Source organism: Methanosarcina sp. WWM596, assembly GCF_000969965.1.
Classification (GTDB): Archaea; Halobacteriota; Methanosarcinia; order Methanosarcinales; family Methanosarcinaceae; genus Methanosarcina.
In genome coordinates, this window is sequence record NZ_CP009503.1 from 3937004 (window position 1) to 3954109 (window position 17106).

Consider the following 17106-nt stretch of genomic DNA (forward strand, 5'->3'; position numbering starts at 1 on the left):
CGTTATTATCCTTAAAAACAATCACTCTATGGGGATTGTTGTGATAAAAGAAGCCATGTTCTACGAAAAACTCGAAGCTGACAAAGTACAGTGCGGGCTCTGTGCCCATAGGTGCAAAATCGCCCCTGGAAAGAGGGGTTTTTGCAAGGTGCGGGAAAACAGAGGAGGGAATCTTTATTCTCTTATTTACGGTACTGTTTCCAGCGAAGCTGTAGATCCTATAGAAAAAAAACCGCTTTATCACTTTTATCCGGGTTCCTATGTATACTCAGTAGGGACTGTCGGATGCAACTTCCGCTGCAAACACTGCCAGAACTGGACCATTTCCCAGGTCGACGTGGAAGATTCCTATGTCAGGGACATCCTCCCCGAAGACCTGGTGGAAAAAGCGCTTATCTCGGGTTCGAGATCAATTGCCTGGACCTATAACGAGCCCACGATCTGGCACGAATATACATACGAAAGCGCAAAGCTGGCAAAGGATGCGGGTCTGGCTACCGTCTATGTGACCAATGGCTACATGACTCCGGAAGCTCTCAGGCATATTGCTCCCAGGTTGGACGCTGCGAATATCGACATCAAGGCTTTCACTGAAAAATTCTACCATGACGTTGCCAGCGCAAAACTGGCTCCGGTGCTTGAGGCTTCTGCCCTTGCAAAAGAGCTCGGGATCCATGTAGAGATCACCAACCTCATCATCCCAAAACAAAACGACTCTCTTGACGAGCTCCGGGAACTTTCAAAATGGGTCTACAAAAACCTAGGGCCTGACACTCCCCTCCACTTCACGCGCTTTCACCCCCAGTACCAGATGCAGGACCTCTCTCCTACTCCGATAAAAACAATGGAAGATGCCTGTAAAATCGCAAAGGAAGAGGGGATGAAGTATGTATATATGGGTAATGTTCCGGGATGCAACTTCAACAATACCATCTGTCCTAACTGCGGTAAAATACTTATCATTCGAGGGTTTTTTGATATAGAAAAGTACGAAATAACTCCTGAAAAGACCTGTCCTGTGTGCGGAGAGAATATCCCTATCATTGGAGAGTATGCGGGTTCAAAACAGGTATTGAATGAAGATTAAGATTGAAAGCAGATCCTTATTAACTGATTTATCTATTCCGGAATCCCAGGAAGAAATCTTTTGGTTTTTTTCCTCCTGCGCCGCACGGGGGTAGGGATGGCCTGGCCTGCCCACAAGATAAAAAGCTACCTAAAAAAAGGCACCACAATTATGAAGAACTACTGACGAAATGGCCCCCGAGCTGAGAGGATGTTTTCCTTAACTTCCAAAAATCGATTTTGATTTACAAGGTAAATATAAGTGCCTCCGCCTGTTTGTCTTGCGACTCGTCAAAGAAATAGGTGAAAAACAGATTTGAAAGAAGACTTAAACCGAAATTTGTACAGATTTGAGCTGTCGGATTTTCATTCTAACTCAAAAGAGTCTTCAACTGCTTTTATATCTCTCTTAAATGTCAGAAAAGGTATTTTCCACACCCTTCTTCAAAGATTTTTATTATCCCTGCTCTCAGGGAAGGCGTATAGTTACCAGGTACGGTTTTAACAGCCCTGTTCAGTTCTTCAAGTTCTACCCACTCAACTGAAACGGCTTCTTCGGGGTCGTGCCGGATAAGGCCTGCAGTTTCTTTCGAACACCTGCCTGAAAATACCGTATGATAGGCTCCTTTGTTTTCTAAGATGCAGGGGATTTTGAACAATTTCCTGAAAGGGACTGAGATTCCTATTTCTTCGAGCATCTCCCGAGCAATGCAGGTCTCGTAGGATTCATTTGCGACAGTGCCGCTTACGGAATAGGTATAGCGGTTGGGATACCAGTATTTTTCAGGTGCCCGCTTCTGCAGAAGCATTCGGTTTTCCGGGTCCAGAAGGATGAGATGGGAAGCCCTGTGGATGTGATTTTCCGAGTAAAAGTCTTCCCTCGGGCGCAGCCCGAGAAAGTTATCATCTCTGTCAACTTCAATGATCAACTCTGTCACAGGAAACCTCCGGATTACTTTTGATCTTTAAGACTGCCTTTTGAGATTTCAAACGGATACCACAGAATTAGAAAGAACGACAATAATCAATATTTAATAAGTAATATTTAATAAGCATCATTTAATAACCAATGTTTAATAAATATTATTCAATAAATATCGTTTAATAAATAACATTAAGTGAAATAAAATTAGATGAAATGATTTAAAAAAATTTGTTTTTAGGACATTTTTAGGGCGTTTTCAGGGCTCTGAGACCTCTTTTGGTTTCTCTGCGGACCTCTGGATTTCTTCAAGCAACTGGTCGTCGGTCTTGCCTCTGATGTCGATCCCGAGCTTTACAGCAGTCTCCTGCACCTTGGTCTTTGGAGTGATCGGTTCCTTTAGGGATTTCTCAAAATCCTTCAGGTTTTGTTCGGATTCTTTCTGGGCTTTTTTGAATTCTCCCACCGAACTTCCCATGGACCGTGCAAGTTCCGGGAGTTTGCTTGCTCCAAACAGGAGCATAACGACTGCTAATATAAGTATCAGTTCTGTGGGACCTGGCATGCCAACCATATCTATACCTCGAATTTTACCTTTTTCTGATATTTTTAAGTTTATCAGTGGATTATTTACCAGTGGATTATTTACCAGTGGATTATTTACCAGTGGATTATTTACCAGTGGATTATTTACCAGTAGATTATTTACCAGTAGATTATAATACTTTTAGCAGAACAAAAATTATTCTGAAAAACTGATGTTTAGTAGAGAATGAGGATTTACTTCTACTATATAAATCTTTTATTTATTGTTTATTATTTGTTATGTTTTTATATATTTATTCTTATATTATGTCTTGTTTACTCTTAATAACTTATACTATTTTTGCTTTTAATCAGTAACTGAGGCTTTGAACCCATATACAGTAAACTTTAGTTTTCCGGATTATTTCCATTGGCACCGGAAGTTTCGAGATTTTCTTTCTCTGGAATGGAAGATCTGGCTTCCAGTGGATTTTTAAGGCTCTGGTCTACCCCGGTTTTAGTGTTCAGGTATTCAGTTTCTTTTTTCTTTTCTTCTTCTTTTACCCCGGATGCGGCCCCAGATCCGGTTTTCCTGGTATATGAATCAAAGGTCGTAAGCTCCAGTTCAGCAGCTCTCTGTGCTTTCTTGAACTCTCCTAACGCACTTCCAAGAGAGCGTGCAAGTTCCGGGAGCTTACTGGGTCCAAAGAGAAAAAGCGCAGCGATCAGGATTGCAAACACTTCAGTGGAACCTATCATTATCGGCTATTATCATCCAGCAAATATAAAAATCCTTGCAAAAGGAACGAATTTCGGTTTTAAGGTGGGCTGCACCTTTTAAGCCGTATCTTCTGAAATTCAGGTGGCCCCTGATTATTCTGTTGATGTCATTCCAAGATCCCCGGGAATTGTATTTTCCTGTTTTTCACAATCTCAAAAAATACCTATATGGTAAGAGAATATTTAACTAGCCTCAAAAAGCTCGCGTATTTTTATTTATAAATCCCTAATTTTTCTTTATAAAGGAGTATTTTTTTGAAAAACTTAGTTTTTGGAAGCTTTAAGTGGCTACATTATTTGTAAATAGGTCATAAAAAGTTCCAGGAAATAATTTAAAGTTTAATAAATAATTCCCCATGTTTTAAAGTCTAGTTTGAATCTTGTTATCTTTTGTAGTAATAATTGTTACTCGGATAAATACTTCTATTAATCAGATTCATGATAAACAATTCACTATGTGTATATTGCATATAAGTGCAATCATCATCTTTATGAAAATTACATCTGTATGGACATTTCATCTTTCAGGTTTTTCCTGTACCTTTTGACACTAATGAAACTATGGATGATGAATTTTCCTGGGATGCTACGACTTTTGGAGCTTTTTGCTACCCGGTGAACAAGCACAACAATTTTGTGACCAAAGGCTGGGGTGAACATCTCTACTACGAAGAAAAAGCAGGAAGTAACAGCGGTCCTCTGGGAAGTTCGTATCCCGGAAACAACGTAATTGACGACAAGGAACTAATTCACAAAACCGTCCCGTTTGCCTGCAAATATGAGCTTGTTTCCGAGCTCGGACTTAGTAAGGATACAACTCCTGAGAAACTTGGCGGAATGTTCTATTACATGCTCCCCTGGTTTGGGAAACCCTATGTTGCGGTTGAAAACGATGCAACATAGCTTGCAGCAATCATCTGCAAACAAGTCGGAAACGACAAAAAAACTTTAAAAGCCGGAGAAATCTGGGAGTTTAAGAACGGTTACAGTCTCACCGTTTACCATGTCGATGTGGAAAGTGACAAAGTATGGTTACAAAAGGAGTCCTAAATATGAGTGGAAATAAAAAAATATTAGTGACGTTTTTAATTATGTTGACCATTGTTTCAACGTTAGTCTCAGGGTGTATGGAAAGTTCATCTACATCACAGAGCCTCCCGGCCCAAGACGAATCAGCAACAATAACAATAACCGATATGGTTGGCAGGACAGTCGTTGTGCCAGAAAATGTAGAAAGAGTTGTTGCTGTTGGTGCCGGTGCACTCAGACAGATAGCATACCTGGATGCACTGGATAAGGTTGTTGGAGTAGAGTCTAATGAGAAAGATGATACAGACACAATCACGGCAGTATATACGCTGGTCAATTTTGATAAAATGGCAGACCTTCCGGAAATAGGACCTTCTCATGGAGGAGATATTGAGCTTATAGCCGCTGCAGAACCACAGGTTATATTCTTTAGTAGAATATCCGGTGATGTTTCAGATGCTGAGGATTACCAGACAAAAACAGGAATTCCTGTAATATATATAGACGTTGGTGATATGGCTGGCGAATCCAGGAACACAACATATCAATGCTGGCAGCTCTGTGGAAAAGTATTAGGAAAAACAGAAAGGGCAAATGAGTTACAGGAATATACAGAACAATTGATAGCAGACCTTAATGCAAGAACAGAAAATATACCTGATGAGGAAAAACCTCTTGCATACCCCTGTGGCCTTTCCTACAAAGCATCAAAAGGAATCCTCTCAACCCAGTATCCCTTTGCAAGTCTTGAATTCATAAATGTCAGGCATGCTCTTGATGAAGATGAAATAGACGATGAGGAAATACCAACATATGCGTTCTCCGTGGATCAGGAAAATCTGTTCGCATGGGATCCTGATGTAATATTCGTCGATCTTTCGAACCTTGAACTTGTAACTGATGATGTGGAACGAAGCCCATCCTATAAAGACCTCAAGGCTTTTAATGAGGACAACGTTCACGGTTTCCTGCCTGTTTCAGCCTATCATCGCAATTACGGAAGTGTTTTAGTAAATTCATATTACATGGGCAGTGTGCTCTATCCTGATGAATTTGCTGACGTAGATGTCGATGAAAAAGCAGATGAAATATACGAAATGTTCCTTGGAGAACCTGCCTACGATGCGGTAAAAGATGAGCTGGGTGGCGGCGCTAGAAAGCTTTCATTCTAAGAGGCGGAATAATGTTCCAAAATGTTATTTTGGATGAATATAAAGAGGATCTGAGACGTAAGTCTTTATTTGGATTATCAGCATTCATACTGCTGATTCTCTTTATTATTTTTGCTACATTGAATGGACCTGTAAAATTAACCTATGCAGAGATGTATTCGGTGTTGGCAGGACAAATTACAAGCGGTACTGCGTACAACATCGTATGGAATATCAGGCTTCCTCATATACTGACAGCAGTTGTTGGAGGGGCAGGTCTGGCAATCTCGGGAAGCGCTATGCAGAGTGTTCTTAAAAACCCACTGGCTTCTCCTTACACACTGGGGATATCACATGCAGCAGCATTTGGTGCAGCTTTTTCAATCGTTTTCCTGGGAACCGGAACAGCTGATGGTACAGGAAATTACATTATTAATAATCCTTACGTAACTACAATCTCTGCCTTTCTTTGTTCACTTCTGTCTACATCTGTAATCCTGGCGCTGGCAAAATTCAAGAGGTCAATCTCGGAAACAATGATACTGGCAGGAATAGCCCTGGGTTCCTTATTCACAGCTGGTACAAGTGCAATACAGTATTTTGCTGAAGATACTCAAATTGCTGCAGTGATCTTCTGGCAGTTCGGGGATGTAACTAAAACTACATGGAACGAATTGGGAATAATGACAATGCTGGTGGTTCCGGTGTCCATATGGTTCACATATAACAGCTGGAACTATAATGCCTTGAATTCTGGAGATGATACGGCTAAAAGTTTAGGAGTGGATGTTGACAATCTAAGGATCAGAGCCATGGTCGGCGCATCATTAGTATCAGCTCTCATTGTATCTTTAGTGGGAATCATAGGGTTTGTAGGCCTGGTAGTCCCACATATAGTACGTAGAGTTATAGGCGGGAATGAAATGTTATTGCTTCCTTTCTCATGCATACTTGGTGGTTTACTTTTGCTTGCATCAGATACCTTTGCAAGGAATATACTTACACCAGAAGTTTTGCCTGTTGGCATTGTCACTTCTTTTCTTGGTGCTCCGCTATTCATATACTTGATTATAAAAGGTAGGGAATACTGGTGAAAATAAACATAGAAGGACTTGAATTCAGCTACAACGGCAAACCAACGTTGAAGAACATGAATTTAAAGGTCAACAAGGGAGAATTTCTTTCAATAATCGGACCAAATGGTTCTGGAAAAACCACATTTCTGAAATGCATGAACAGAATATTGAATCCAAAAAAAGGATCTATATTTATCGATAAGTATGATCTGAATAAGCTTCACAGGGAAGATATTGCAAAGCATATCGGCTACATCCCACAGGCTGAAAGAGGAGCTTTTCCTATATCCGTTTTTGATACTGTGCTCATGGGCAGAAGGCCCCATATGAAGTGGGTTCCCAAAGTAAATGACCTGGAGATAGTTTCTGATGTTATTAAAGTGATGGACTTAAGTGAATTCTCTATGAAAAACGTCAATGAACTGAGTGGCGGACAAAGGCAGAAAGTAATAATTGCAAGAGCTCTTGCACAACAGCCAAGTATACTTTTGCTGGATGAACCCACAAGCAGTCTCGACCTGAAACACCAGCTTGAAGTGCTTGACATAACCAGAAAGCAGGCAGATAATGATGTTACTGTGATAATGTCGGTCCATGATCTCAATCTTGCAGCAAGGTATAGTGATAAGATACTTATGATGAAAGATGGCGAGATATTTCATGGAGGTGGAATTGACATTCTGACTCCAGAAAATATTGAATCTGTATATGGGGTCAGTGTAGATGTAAGACATGAATCAGATCAGATGTGGATTCTACCAAAAAAAGTAATCAAAAAAAGCAAAATGCAAATAACATAATTCAGTATATAAAAATGAAAATTGAATGAATAGGAAGGTAAAAGGTTCTTTCAGAGAACCTGCAGCACCCGACGAGATGCGTAAGTCAAACAGTATAATAGTGTCGCTTAATGCCGTAACAGCAATTTCCGTTTTGGAACAAAACGTATTCTAAAGACGGTTAAATTTTTTAATATTTCATAATCGTTTTATTACACTGTCCGCAATTACAGAATGAGAATCATGAGGCATGTTTTGAATATTGACTGCAAAGAATGAAAGGAATTAAAACACAAAATTTTTTTAAAAAATTATTTAACAGATGAAAGGAATTCACAGAACAATCTCATTATTTTATCTTCTCAATCCAGAAGGTTTGAAATTATAAGGCAAGTATTTGTTGGTTTTTCTTGTAAGTGAGAGTGTCGGAATGGTCTGGGGTTTATAGCTAACCTCTAACAGTCATCGAACTCAATTCCACAAATTAGCATCACATAATATTATTAAATTTATTAACGATGATAAAAAGAGTCAAAATTTGGATAATCATGCACTTTTCCGACGTTCCTTGAATAGAAGAAATCAGTCTAAATAAAATGATTACAAAATATTAAAATATTATACTTTTGCTTGCAGACGTTTATTGCAAAAATGGGAATATCTGATTGTTTAATAGATATGATACGGACTTTAATATTTGTCTTTTGATCATCCAATTTTCTGCCAAAAGGTTCTTCATATTCTTTTCGGCCTTTAATACTCTTGAGACTTATAACAATAGTGCGTGCAAACCCTAGAAAATCGTCTAGTTGGGTCAATAAATAATTATACCCTTTTGCAACAATTTTTATCATAGATTATAGCTTTTTTATGCTCGATTGTTTGTTTGATGACATAATATTAATTTAATTAGGCACAATCCTTTATATATATCTTTAAATTGTAATTAAAGTATTTTAAAGGGATTTATTAAAGGAATAACTATTTTTATGATTCTTTATCCCAAAATAAGGAACATTATCTAAAATGGTATAAGCTCAGGTCATAAAAAGTTCCAGGAAATAATTTTAAGTTTAATAAATAATTCCCCATGTTTTAAAGTTCAGTTTGAATCTTGTTAGTTTTTGTAGTAATACTTGTTACTCGGATACATACTTCTATTAATCAGATTCATAATAAATAATTCACTATGTGTATGTTGCATATAAGTGTAATCAACATCTTTATGAAAATTACACCTGTATGGACATTTCATCTTTCAGGTTTTTCCTGTAATTCTACTGTGACTTATTTGTAACCCGTATTAATTTTGTTAAATATTCTTAGAAGATGTCCGATTTTGTGTGGTGAATTTATGAATAATGTGGTTTTAAAAACTTTTAGCTGGATACCTGTGGTCCTTGTAATTTTCCTGTTGTTCAGCTCTCCAGCACTGGCAGCTACTTCAGTTCGAGGGCTTCCTTTTGACACTAATGAAACTATGGATGATGAATTTTCCTGGGATGCTACGACTTTCGGAGCTTTTTGCTACCCGGTGAACAAGCACAACAATTTTGTGACCAAAGGCTGGGGTGAGCATCTCTACTACGAAGAAAAAGCAGGAAGTAACAGTGGTCCTCTGGGAAGTTCGTATCCCGGAAACAACGTAATCGACGACGAGGAATTAATTTACAAAACCGTCCCGTTTTCCAGCAAATATGAGCTTGTTTCCAAACTCGGACTTAGCGAGGACACAACTCCTGAGAAACTTGGCGGAATGTTCTATTACATGCTTCCCTGGTTTGGGAAACCCTATATTGCGGTTGAAAACGATGCAACACAGCTTGCAGCAATCGTCTGCAAGCAAGTCGGAAACGATAAAAAGACATTAAAAGCCGGAGAAAGCTGGGAGTTTAAGAAAGGATACAGTCTCACCGTTCACCAGGTCGATGTGGAGGGTGACAAAGTCTGGTTTTCCCTTTACAGGGACGGTGAGGAGCTTGAGTCAGCGGTTGTTAACGCCGACGGCACGGTTGAAAACCATACCTTCACAGCAACCGCAGACTTTGGGGATGCGGATGATCAGCTTTATTTCCTGACCTATGTTGATTCTGTTTTTATGGGTGCGGTCGATTCTTTTGCAACCTTCAAATACACCTGGCTTATCGACAAAGATGATGTGATGCTTATTGAAGCTGACGATGAGTACCAGGGCTTTGAAGTTGAAACTGCAGACCCTTCAGGGATCACCCTCTCAAACAAGGATCCCATAAAGCTCAACCTTGATAAGGATAAAAAGACCTATTTCACGGATTCCTGGTACTTCCAGACCTCGGATGAAGGAAAGGGTAGCAGTTCGATACAGGGCTATGTTCTCTATCCGGCAATGGACGTTACTATCAAAGATGATACTGCCTCAGGATCCGAGAACTCTGAACTCGAGAAGCAGGAAAATGAAAATGAAAATATTGAGCCGGTTTCCAATTCGGAAAACCCAGGAAGCTCTTCTTCTGAAAGCAAATCAGTCTCTTCAGATATGGAATCAAAAGAATCGGCAAAGATGGAAGATGAAGCTTCCCAAAACCCCGAAGAAGAAAACTCGGAAACAAAAGCTCCTGGATTTGAGATCTTGCTTGCCGTTTCAGGAATTTTTTCAGTTTTCCTGTTGAAAAAGAAATGATATTTTCCTTTTTCCTTTAATTTTTCCTTTTTGAGGCAAAATGATGAATGAAAATATTTTGGATAAAAATAGTCTGGACTTAAAAATTGAGATGTTTCCGATAGGCTACGTTGAAAACGATTATCTGGAGCCTGTTTATGATGAAAACATTTACCGGAAGATTTCGAAGCTCATACTGAATGAAGAATTTGTAGAGGGGCTTCAACGGATAGAAGATTTTGAAAAACTTCAAATCCTTTTCTATTTCAGCAAATCGGAAGATTACGAACTTGTTAGGCGTCGCCGCATCGACGGAGAACTTTCAGGTGTTTTTGCTTCCCGAACTCCCCACCGTCCGAACGGGATCGGGCTGACTCTTGTAGACCTCCTGAAAGTTGAAGGTAACGTCCTTTACGTAAAAGGTCTTGACGCCATCAATGGAACGCCTGTTATTGATATTAAACCTTATACAGAGAGGTTTGACAATGATTCTGATTAAAAATCCGGGTACATTAATTCTTTTCACAGTGCTTATCTGCTCTCTTTCTCTTCCCGCGGGAGCAAATTCAGACGCCTTAAATTCAGATGCCTTAAAAATCGCAGATTCAACCGGAGACTGGGGTTATCCCAATCCTTTCGGGCACTATCCGAGAGGTCCCGGTTATCTCAGGATGAACCTGATTTTTGAAACCCTGGTCTGGAAAGATGAAAATGGTTTCATCCCTAACCTCGCCAGTGAATGGGTTTACGATGAAGCCGAAACAGCCTATATTTTCACCCTGAATAAAAACGCCACGTGGACTGACGGCACTGATTTTTCAGCTGATGACGTTAAATTTACTTTTGACTACTACAAAGAACATCCATATAAATGGGGAGATGTTTCCGTTGTGGAAAGCTGCGAGGTCCTGGACGCAGACATGGTAAAAATAAAACTTGTCGAGCCTTTTGCACCTTTCATTCATGAAATGGCGGGGGTTATTCCGATTATCCCCAAACATATCTGGGAAAATGTAAGCGATCCCGTAAGTTTTGTAGGAGATGAAGCCCTGATCGGGACCGGGCCTTACATTCTTGAAGATTATAACAGGGAACAGGGCAGTTACCTTTACAGGGCAAACTCGGATTATTATCTTGGAACTCCTGCTTTTGAAAAGCTGATGTACTTAAAGGTAAGTGACGGGCAAACAGCCCTTCAAAACGGAGATGTGGACCTTGCGCAGATCGAGCCGGAAGCTGTTTCTGTTCTTGAAGCAGGTGGTTTTGAGACTTACAGTTCATCAGGCCTCTTCAACTATAAGCTTTTGATTAACCATGAAATTGAACCTTTTTCCTCAAAAAAGTTTAGACAGGCCCTGGCTTATGCCATAGACCGCCAGGAAGTCCTGGATAAAGCTGCAAGAGGTTACGGGACTCCCGGAAACCTTGGCCTTCTTTCCTCAAGCAATGAATGGTACTCTCTTGATCAGGCTGCCTATGAATATTCCCCGGAAAAAGCCAGGGAACTCCTTGAAGGGCTTGGTTATGCACGTGAAGATAGGATGTATGTAAAGGACGGGAAAATTCTGGAAGTTGAAATCCTGACTACCCCTACAGAATCCCGGACCGCTGAAATTGTAGGGGCTCAGCTCGAAAAACTGGGGATTAAAGTTACAATCACTTCGCTTGATAAGACGGCCAAGGATGCAAGGACTAAAAGCAGGGATTTTGAACTGAGCATAAATGGGCATGGAGGTGTTGGGAGGGATCCTGAGATTCTTTATGAAATGTATACTGAAAATTTGAGTGTCAACAGTGCGCAATACACTGAAAACGAAGAACTGAACGAAAAGCTTCTTGCTCAACTCCATGAGATGGATTATGATACAAGGCTTGAACTCACTGCCGAATGCCAGAAACTCATTTCAGAGGATGTCCCCTCAATAACCCTCTACTATCCCAATTATTACTACGGTTCCAGCGGGAAAGCAGACTGGTTTATAACCAGAGGTGGCATAGCTGGTGGATTTTCCAATATGGATAACAAGATGTGTTTGCTTTCCAGGGAAGGTGAAGGGATATCCAATTCAAAAACAGGATCTCTCGGAGCTGAAACGGATACATCTCCAGCAGGCTCCAAAGCAGGACCTGACAGTTCCGAATCCGTACCTTTTTTGTCTCTTTCCCTATCAATTGCAGTACTGGGAATTGCGGGAATAATCTTCAGACAGAGGAAGAACTGAGGCTTTGATGGTATAAATGAATGAACAGAAAACCAAAATAAAATTTAAGGTATTAATAAGTTTAAAAAGTATGTAGCTGGTAGTAAAAAGTTTTGACGGTAAAAATATGGAATCAATAAAGTGGTAATTTCATGACAACCCTGATTGTAAAAAGTTTAAAAGCTAAGTTTATGCAGTACTTCGGGGCTTTTTTGGTCCTGCTGATCCTGAACTTTTTATTGCCAAGGATGCTCCCCGGAGATCCCATTGATGCTATTTACGGGGACTCGGTTGTAGTTATAACTCCTGAAATAAGGGCTCACCTGGTGGAACAACACCACCTTAATGATCCCCTTCGGGCTCAATTTTTCCACTACCTGTATTCCTGTATTACTCTTGATTTCGGTTATTCTTATTCCTACAATGCTCCGGTAAGGGAAATAATCGAAGGGGCTTTGCCCTGGACTCTTCTTCTCGCGGGGACTTCTCTTTTTCTAGCCGTTCTTATAGCCCTTTTTCTGGGGATAGAGTCTGGATGGAGGAGAGGTGGGCTTATGGACCGTTTTTTATTCAGTTTCTTTGCGGTATTGAACGGAATTCCGGGTTATTTTGTAGGAATGCTCCTGATTATTTTTCTGGCACTCAAATTTCAACTCTTTCCGATTGGTGGGGCAAAGACCCCTTATGCAGGATATGAGGGTCTGGGATATCTGCTTGATGTGGGAAAGCATCTGGTTTTGCCGATGCTTGCACTTAGCGTTACAGAACTTTCCTGGATTTATCTCCTTATGAGGGGCAGTATGCTCGGAGTTATCAATGAACCATTTATCGTTACCGGGAGGCTTAAAGGTCTGAAGGAAAGGGTTATTAAATACCGCTATGCCGCCCGAAACGCCCTTTTGCCTGTGGTTACCAGGCTGGGGATCCAGGTGGGGCAGATCGTTACCGGAGTCCTGCTTATAGAGATTGTTTTTTCCTATCCCGGGGTGGGGTTGATTATGTACAATGCCTTAATGTCCAGGGACCTGCCCCTTCTCCAGGGGCTTCTCTTCGTTCTTACTATCTGTATCCTGGGATGCAACTTCACAGTTGACCTGCTCTATCCAAAAATTGATCCGAGGGTTAATTATGCCTGAAACAGGTGTTTCAAATTTTGAAAGACTTTTATCGGGGTTATGCGGGCTTTCAAAAACCTTTTCCCGGATTAAGAGTCCAGGTTTGTCTGGTTTTGGAACTGTTGGGATTCTGATTTTGGGTTTTGTGATTTTTCTCGGGCTCTTTGCTCCCTATATTTCTCCTTTTGACCCCTGGGACTATTCTGCAATTCCTCTTGAAAAACCTTCTGATGTACACCCTCTGGGCACCAATGATATTGGGCAGGATATTTTGAGTGAACTCCTTTACGGAGCCCGAACTTCCCTGTTATTCGGTTTTTTTGTGGCTCTTATGGCGACGGTTTTCAGTGTGCTCGTGGGAGTATGCGCCGGACTCTCCGAAGGGTTTGCGGGAAAATTTTTGATGCTGCTAACTGACATATTCATTGCCATCCCTTCAATTCTCCTGATCCTGCTTCTTGCTGCTTACATTAAGCCGGATTTTCTGTCCCTTATCCTGATCCTCTCGTTTTTCTCCTGGCAGTATGGGGCAAGGGTACTTTATTCCCAGAGCCTTTCCTTAAAGGAAAGACCTTACATTTATGCAGCAAAGAATTTCGGGGCTAAAAAACTCTACCTTATTTCCCGACACCTTGTCCCGGACCTATTCCCCCTCCTTTTAAGTGGTTTCATACAGCGGATGAGGTATGCCGTTTTCATGGAAGCCGGGCTCGCTTTCATGGGCATTTCGGACCTCTCTACAAAAAGCTGGGGTCTGATGATGAATAGAGCTATGGAATTTGTATACATAGGGACCTGGAAATGGTGGCTCCTGCCCACGGGGTTTTTACTCTCCCTGACTATTCTGGGTTTTTCTTTGCTAGGTTATTTTTTGGAAGAGCATGTAGATAAAAGGCATAGAAAAATCAAATAAAATCTTAAATAAAAATCTTAGATCCTGAACCAATTTCATTGAAAAAATAAAAAATAATGAAATATGGGAGGTTGAAGTTTGCTCGAAATTAAGGACCTGACTGTTAATTATCCGGCTGAAAACGGTACTGTAAAGGCTCTGGATAGACTTTCTCTTTTTCTTTCCAGCAAGGAAAGCCTGGGAATTATAGGGGAGTCAGGTTCAGGCAAAACGACTCTCGGAAAGGCCATTATGGGTATCTGTGAGGGCAGTGTGGAAGGCATAATCAATTTTAAAGGCCAGAATTTGCTGTTTCTTTCCGGTGAAGAAATGCGGGATTTGCGCTGGAATGAGATTTCCATGGTAAGGCAAAATACCGGGACTGTGCTTAACCCTGCATATACCGTGGAACAGCAGATAATAGAACCAATACTCGAACACACAGATGCACTTCCCGAAGCCGCTCGCAAAAAAGCCTCTTTGCTGATTGAAAAAGTGGGGCTTCCAGCTGAAAAATTAAAGGCTTTTCCCAACGAACTATCAGGAGGAGAAAAACAGAGGGTAATGATTGCCATGGCCCTTTCAAATGATCCTTCACTGGTTATTCTGGACGAGCCCACGGCTTCCCTTGATGCGGTTACACGCAGGCAGATTATTGACCTGTTTTTTATTATAAAGAAAGAGTGTTCCTTAATTGTTATCTCTCATGACGTAAACACGGTTATGGGCCTGGATAAACTTGCCATCCTCTACTCAAGCAGGCTCATGGAATATGGGGCTACCGACCTCATCCTGAAATCTCCGAGACATCCCTATTCCAGGGCTCTCCTGAAATCCCATCCCTTCATGCACAGCACAAAAGACCTGCAAGGTATCAGGGGCCAGGTCCTTTATTCCTTCGAAAAATCCACAGGATGTCGTTTCAGTTCCCGTTGCATCCAGAAAACCGAAATCTGTGACAGGGAAATGCCGGAACTCAAAGAATGGGGAGACCGAATGCTTGCCTGTCACAAGGGTGGTGTGCATTCCCTTTTGAAAGTAAGCGGGCTCAACACCAATTACACTTCCAGGCACGGTGGAAAAACATTTCACGTACTGAAAGATGTTTCCTTTGAGATGAACACGGGGGACATCGTCTCTCTGGTGGGCCAGACGGGGTGCGGAAAGTCCACTCTGGCCAGGTGCCTTTCCAGAATTTTTAAGTACAATTCAGGAGAGGTCGTATTCGATGGTGTAAAAATAAACGAAATCAGGCCCATTGACTATCACAGGAAGGTTCAATTGATATTCCAGGATCCTCTGGAGGCTACAAGTCCCAGGTTAAATGTTTTAAGAATTGTAAAAGAACCCCTTGATCTTCAAGGGGTCCTGGATGAAGCCGGGAAAGTTGAAAAAGTAAAAAAGACCCTGGAGGAAGTGAGTCTTCCTTCCTCTGAAATTTTCCTCAAAAAATACCCTCACCAGTTGAGTGGAGGAGAACTCCAGAGGGTAACAATTGCCCGAGCTCTTGTAAACGATCCCTTTCTATTAATTGCCGATGAACCCACCTCTTTTCTGGATGTCAGCATTCAGGCAAAGATATTAAAACTTCTCATGGAACTCCAGAACCAGAGAGGTTTGACTCTTCTTTTTATAACTCACGATATCGCACTTGCAAGGAAAGTTAGCGACCGGATTCTCGTAATGAAAGAAGGGAGAATAATCGAAGAAGGTTCCGGGGCTAATCTTATTGCATATCCCAGACACCCCTACACTAAAAACCTTATCAAAAAAAGCTTTTCAAGATTAGGCTTACTTGAGAAAAATAATATAAAAAATGTGGAAGGTGGGGATGAATTTGAAAGAGTAACGGAAAGAGGAGATGAGTTTGAAAGAGAAGATGAGTTTGAAAGAGAAGATGAGTTTGAAAGAGAAGATGAGTTTGAAAGAGAAGATGAGTTTGAAAGAGAAGATGAATACAGGAATTCTGAAATTCCCTGTATCACCACCAGCGTAAAAAATCATGATCCTATGAAGGATTCAATACCAGTTTCATGCCAGATACCTGCAAATCCGAATACTCAGAGATTGGATGATTTGGGTGCTGTTGAGTTTGACAGCCGGAAATCCTGGGGCAAAAAAGATGTCAATAAATGGAAAAGTATCCTTAATTGTTGGATTTCAAAGATAAAGCGTTTGACGTAAAACGCATAAAAGCGGCCTTATTTATATTTGGCGTATCAAATTAAAATTACATGTTTCACGTGCCCCATTTAACAAAACCTGCTGTTGTAAAGCTTAAATATTATGGTTTTTTAATATATAACCTTAAAAGGTGTTTTGTCCTGTGATAGATGTATTGTCTTATTATTACATTTTTAGCTCACGATAAATTGAGCGTTAACTTATAATTTTCAAAAAGAAGAGTCATTTATGTCTGGTTTAAAAAATAAATCTGGTCGTCACGCACCTGCATTCATACTGATATTCTTAATGCAGGGGCCTGCCTACGGTTCTCTCATTTTTAAAAAAATGGAAGAACAAATTCCTTTCAAGCTCTTTGATAGTCCTACTCTCTATAGAACTCTTGATAAACTTGAGAAGAAAGGTATTGTAAACTCATGGTGGGACACATCGGAAAAAGGGCCTGCTAAAAAATGGTACCAGATTACGGATAAAGGCATTGAGATGTTAGGTGAATACAGGGAAGATATCATAATGAGAATTAAAGACATGGAATTTTTCCTTGAAGAATATGAAAAATACTTGGGCAAAAAAGAAACGGAACAAGACGATTTCTTTTGAACTGGAATGCCAAGGATTTCCGGTGTTTTTGCTACTTATATAATGGGCTTATTTCAGGATGTTTTTTAAATATAAAAAAAGGAAGTTAGTTATTCATAACTCCTTTTTGTAAAAGCTGGCCGCCTTTGGCGTCCGGGACAAGAATAACA

General features: G+C 40.6%; 14 protein-coding genes and 1 pseudogene. 12 read left to right on the forward strand and 3 right to left on the reverse strand.

The window, feature by feature from the left end; genetic code table 11:
* Positions 1 to 28 precede the first annotated feature (28 nt).
* Complete coding sequence (gene amrS / locus MSWHS_RS17335; protein WP_048127443.1) at positions 29 to 1087, forward strand: AmmeMemoRadiSam system radical SAM enzyme; 1059 nt, start codon at positions 29 to 31, stop codon at positions 1085 to 1087.
* 394 nt (positions 1088 to 1481) lie between these two features.
* On the opposite strand, the gene MSWHS_RS17340 is transcribed toward amrS, so the two are convergent.
* The 3 genes from MSWHS_RS17340 to MSWHS_RS17350 all read right to left on the reverse strand — a co-directional run bounded on the left by MSWHS_RS17340 (position 1482) and on the right by MSWHS_RS17350 (position 3271).
* Positions 1482 to 2003 (reverse strand): Nudix hydrolase, encoded by a 522-nt coding sequence (locus tag MSWHS_RS17340; protein ID WP_231585504.1) that lies wholly within the window; start codon positions 2001 to 2003, stop codon positions 1482 to 1484.
* 243 nt (positions 2004 to 2246) lie between these two features.
* Entirely contained in the window at positions 2247 to 2561 is a 315-nt protein-coding gene (locus MSWHS_RS17345; RefSeq protein WP_231585505.1) for a twin-arginine translocase TatA/TatE family subunit, read from the reverse strand.
* Positions 2562 to 2920: 359 nt separating this feature from the next.
* A complete protein-coding gene (locus MSWHS_RS17350) occupies positions 2921 to 3271 on the reverse strand; it encodes a twin-arginine translocase TatA/TatE family subunit (protein ID WP_048127444.1) in 351 nt (116 codons plus the stop codon).
* 582 nt (positions 3272 to 3853) lie between these two features.
* Here MSWHS_RS17350 and MSWHS_RS18685 point away from each other — a divergent pair.
* From MSWHS_RS18685 to MSWHS_RS17410, 11 genes and pseudogenes are all read left to right on the forward strand, one after another.
* Positions 3854 to 4342 (forward strand): annotated as a pseudogene (locus tag MSWHS_RS18685) (S-layer protein domain-containing protein).
* The gene (locus MSWHS_RS17360; protein WP_082088063.1) at positions 4321 to 5493 is read left to right on the forward strand and encodes an ABC transporter substrate-binding protein; all 1173 of its coding nucleotides are present in this window, start codon (positions 4321 to 4323) and stop codon (positions 5491 to 5493) included. The pseudogene MSWHS_RS18685 and the gene MSWHS_RS17360 overlap by 22 nt, the downstream one beginning before the upstream one ends.
* An 11-nt stretch (positions 5494 to 5504) precedes the next feature.
* Positions 5505 to 6566: an iron ABC transporter permease gene (locus MSWHS_RS17365; RefSeq protein WP_048127448.1), complete on the forward strand. Its 1062-nt coding sequence runs from the start codon at positions 5505 to 5507 to the stop codon at positions 6564 to 6566.
* Entirely contained in the window at positions 6563 to 7348 is a 786-nt protein-coding gene (locus MSWHS_RS17370) for an ABC transporter ATP-binding protein (protein ID WP_048127450.1), read from the forward strand. Before MSWHS_RS17365 ends, MSWHS_RS17370 begins: the two co-directional genes overlap by 4 nt.
* A gap of 1333 nt (positions 7349 to 8681) precedes the next feature.
* A complete protein-coding gene (locus MSWHS_RS17380) occupies positions 8682 to 9986 on the forward strand; it encodes an S-layer protein domain-containing protein (RefSeq protein ID WP_048159479.1) in 1305 nt (434 codons plus the stop codon).
* Between the two features lie 40 nt (positions 9987 to 10026).
* Positions 10027 to 10464 carry a tRNA (N6-threonylcarbamoyladenosine(37)-N6)-methyltransferase TrmO gene (gene tsaA / locus MSWHS_RS17385; protein ID WP_231585506.1) on the forward strand — a complete coding sequence of 146 codons (438 nt, stop codon included), beginning with the start codon at positions 10027 to 10029 and terminating at the stop codon, positions 10462 to 10464.
* Positions 10451 to 12187 (forward strand): ABC transporter substrate-binding protein, encoded by a 1737-nt coding sequence (locus MSWHS_RS17390; protein WP_052722772.1) that lies wholly within the window; start codon positions 10451 to 10453, stop codon positions 12185 to 12187. Before tsaA ends, MSWHS_RS17390 begins: the two co-directional genes overlap by 14 nt.
* A 131-nt stretch (positions 12188 to 12318) precedes the next feature.
* Positions 12319 to 13302: an ABC transporter permease gene (locus MSWHS_RS17395; protein WP_052722773.1), complete on the forward strand. Its 984-nt coding sequence runs from the start codon at positions 12319 to 12321 to the stop codon at positions 13300 to 13302.
* Positions 13295 to 14194, forward strand: a complete 900-nt coding sequence (locus tag MSWHS_RS17400) for an ABC transporter permease (RefSeq protein ID WP_052722774.1) — start codon at positions 13295 to 13297, stop codon at positions 14192 to 14194. The genes MSWHS_RS17395 and MSWHS_RS17400 overlap by 8 nt, the downstream gene beginning before the upstream one ends.
* Before the next feature lie 78 nt (positions 14195 to 14272).
* Complete coding sequence (locus MSWHS_RS17405; RefSeq protein WP_052722775.1) at positions 14273 to 16357, forward strand: ABC transporter ATP-binding protein; 2085 nt, start codon at positions 14273 to 14275, stop codon at positions 16355 to 16357.
* A 228-nt stretch (positions 16358 to 16585) separates the two neighbouring features.
* The gene (locus MSWHS_RS17410) at positions 16586 to 16957 is read left to right on the forward strand and encodes a PadR family transcriptional regulator (RefSeq protein WP_048127460.1); all 372 of its coding nucleotides are present in this window, start codon (positions 16586 to 16588) and stop codon (positions 16955 to 16957) included.
* The last annotated feature ends 149 nt before the right edge of the window (positions 16958 to 17106 follow it).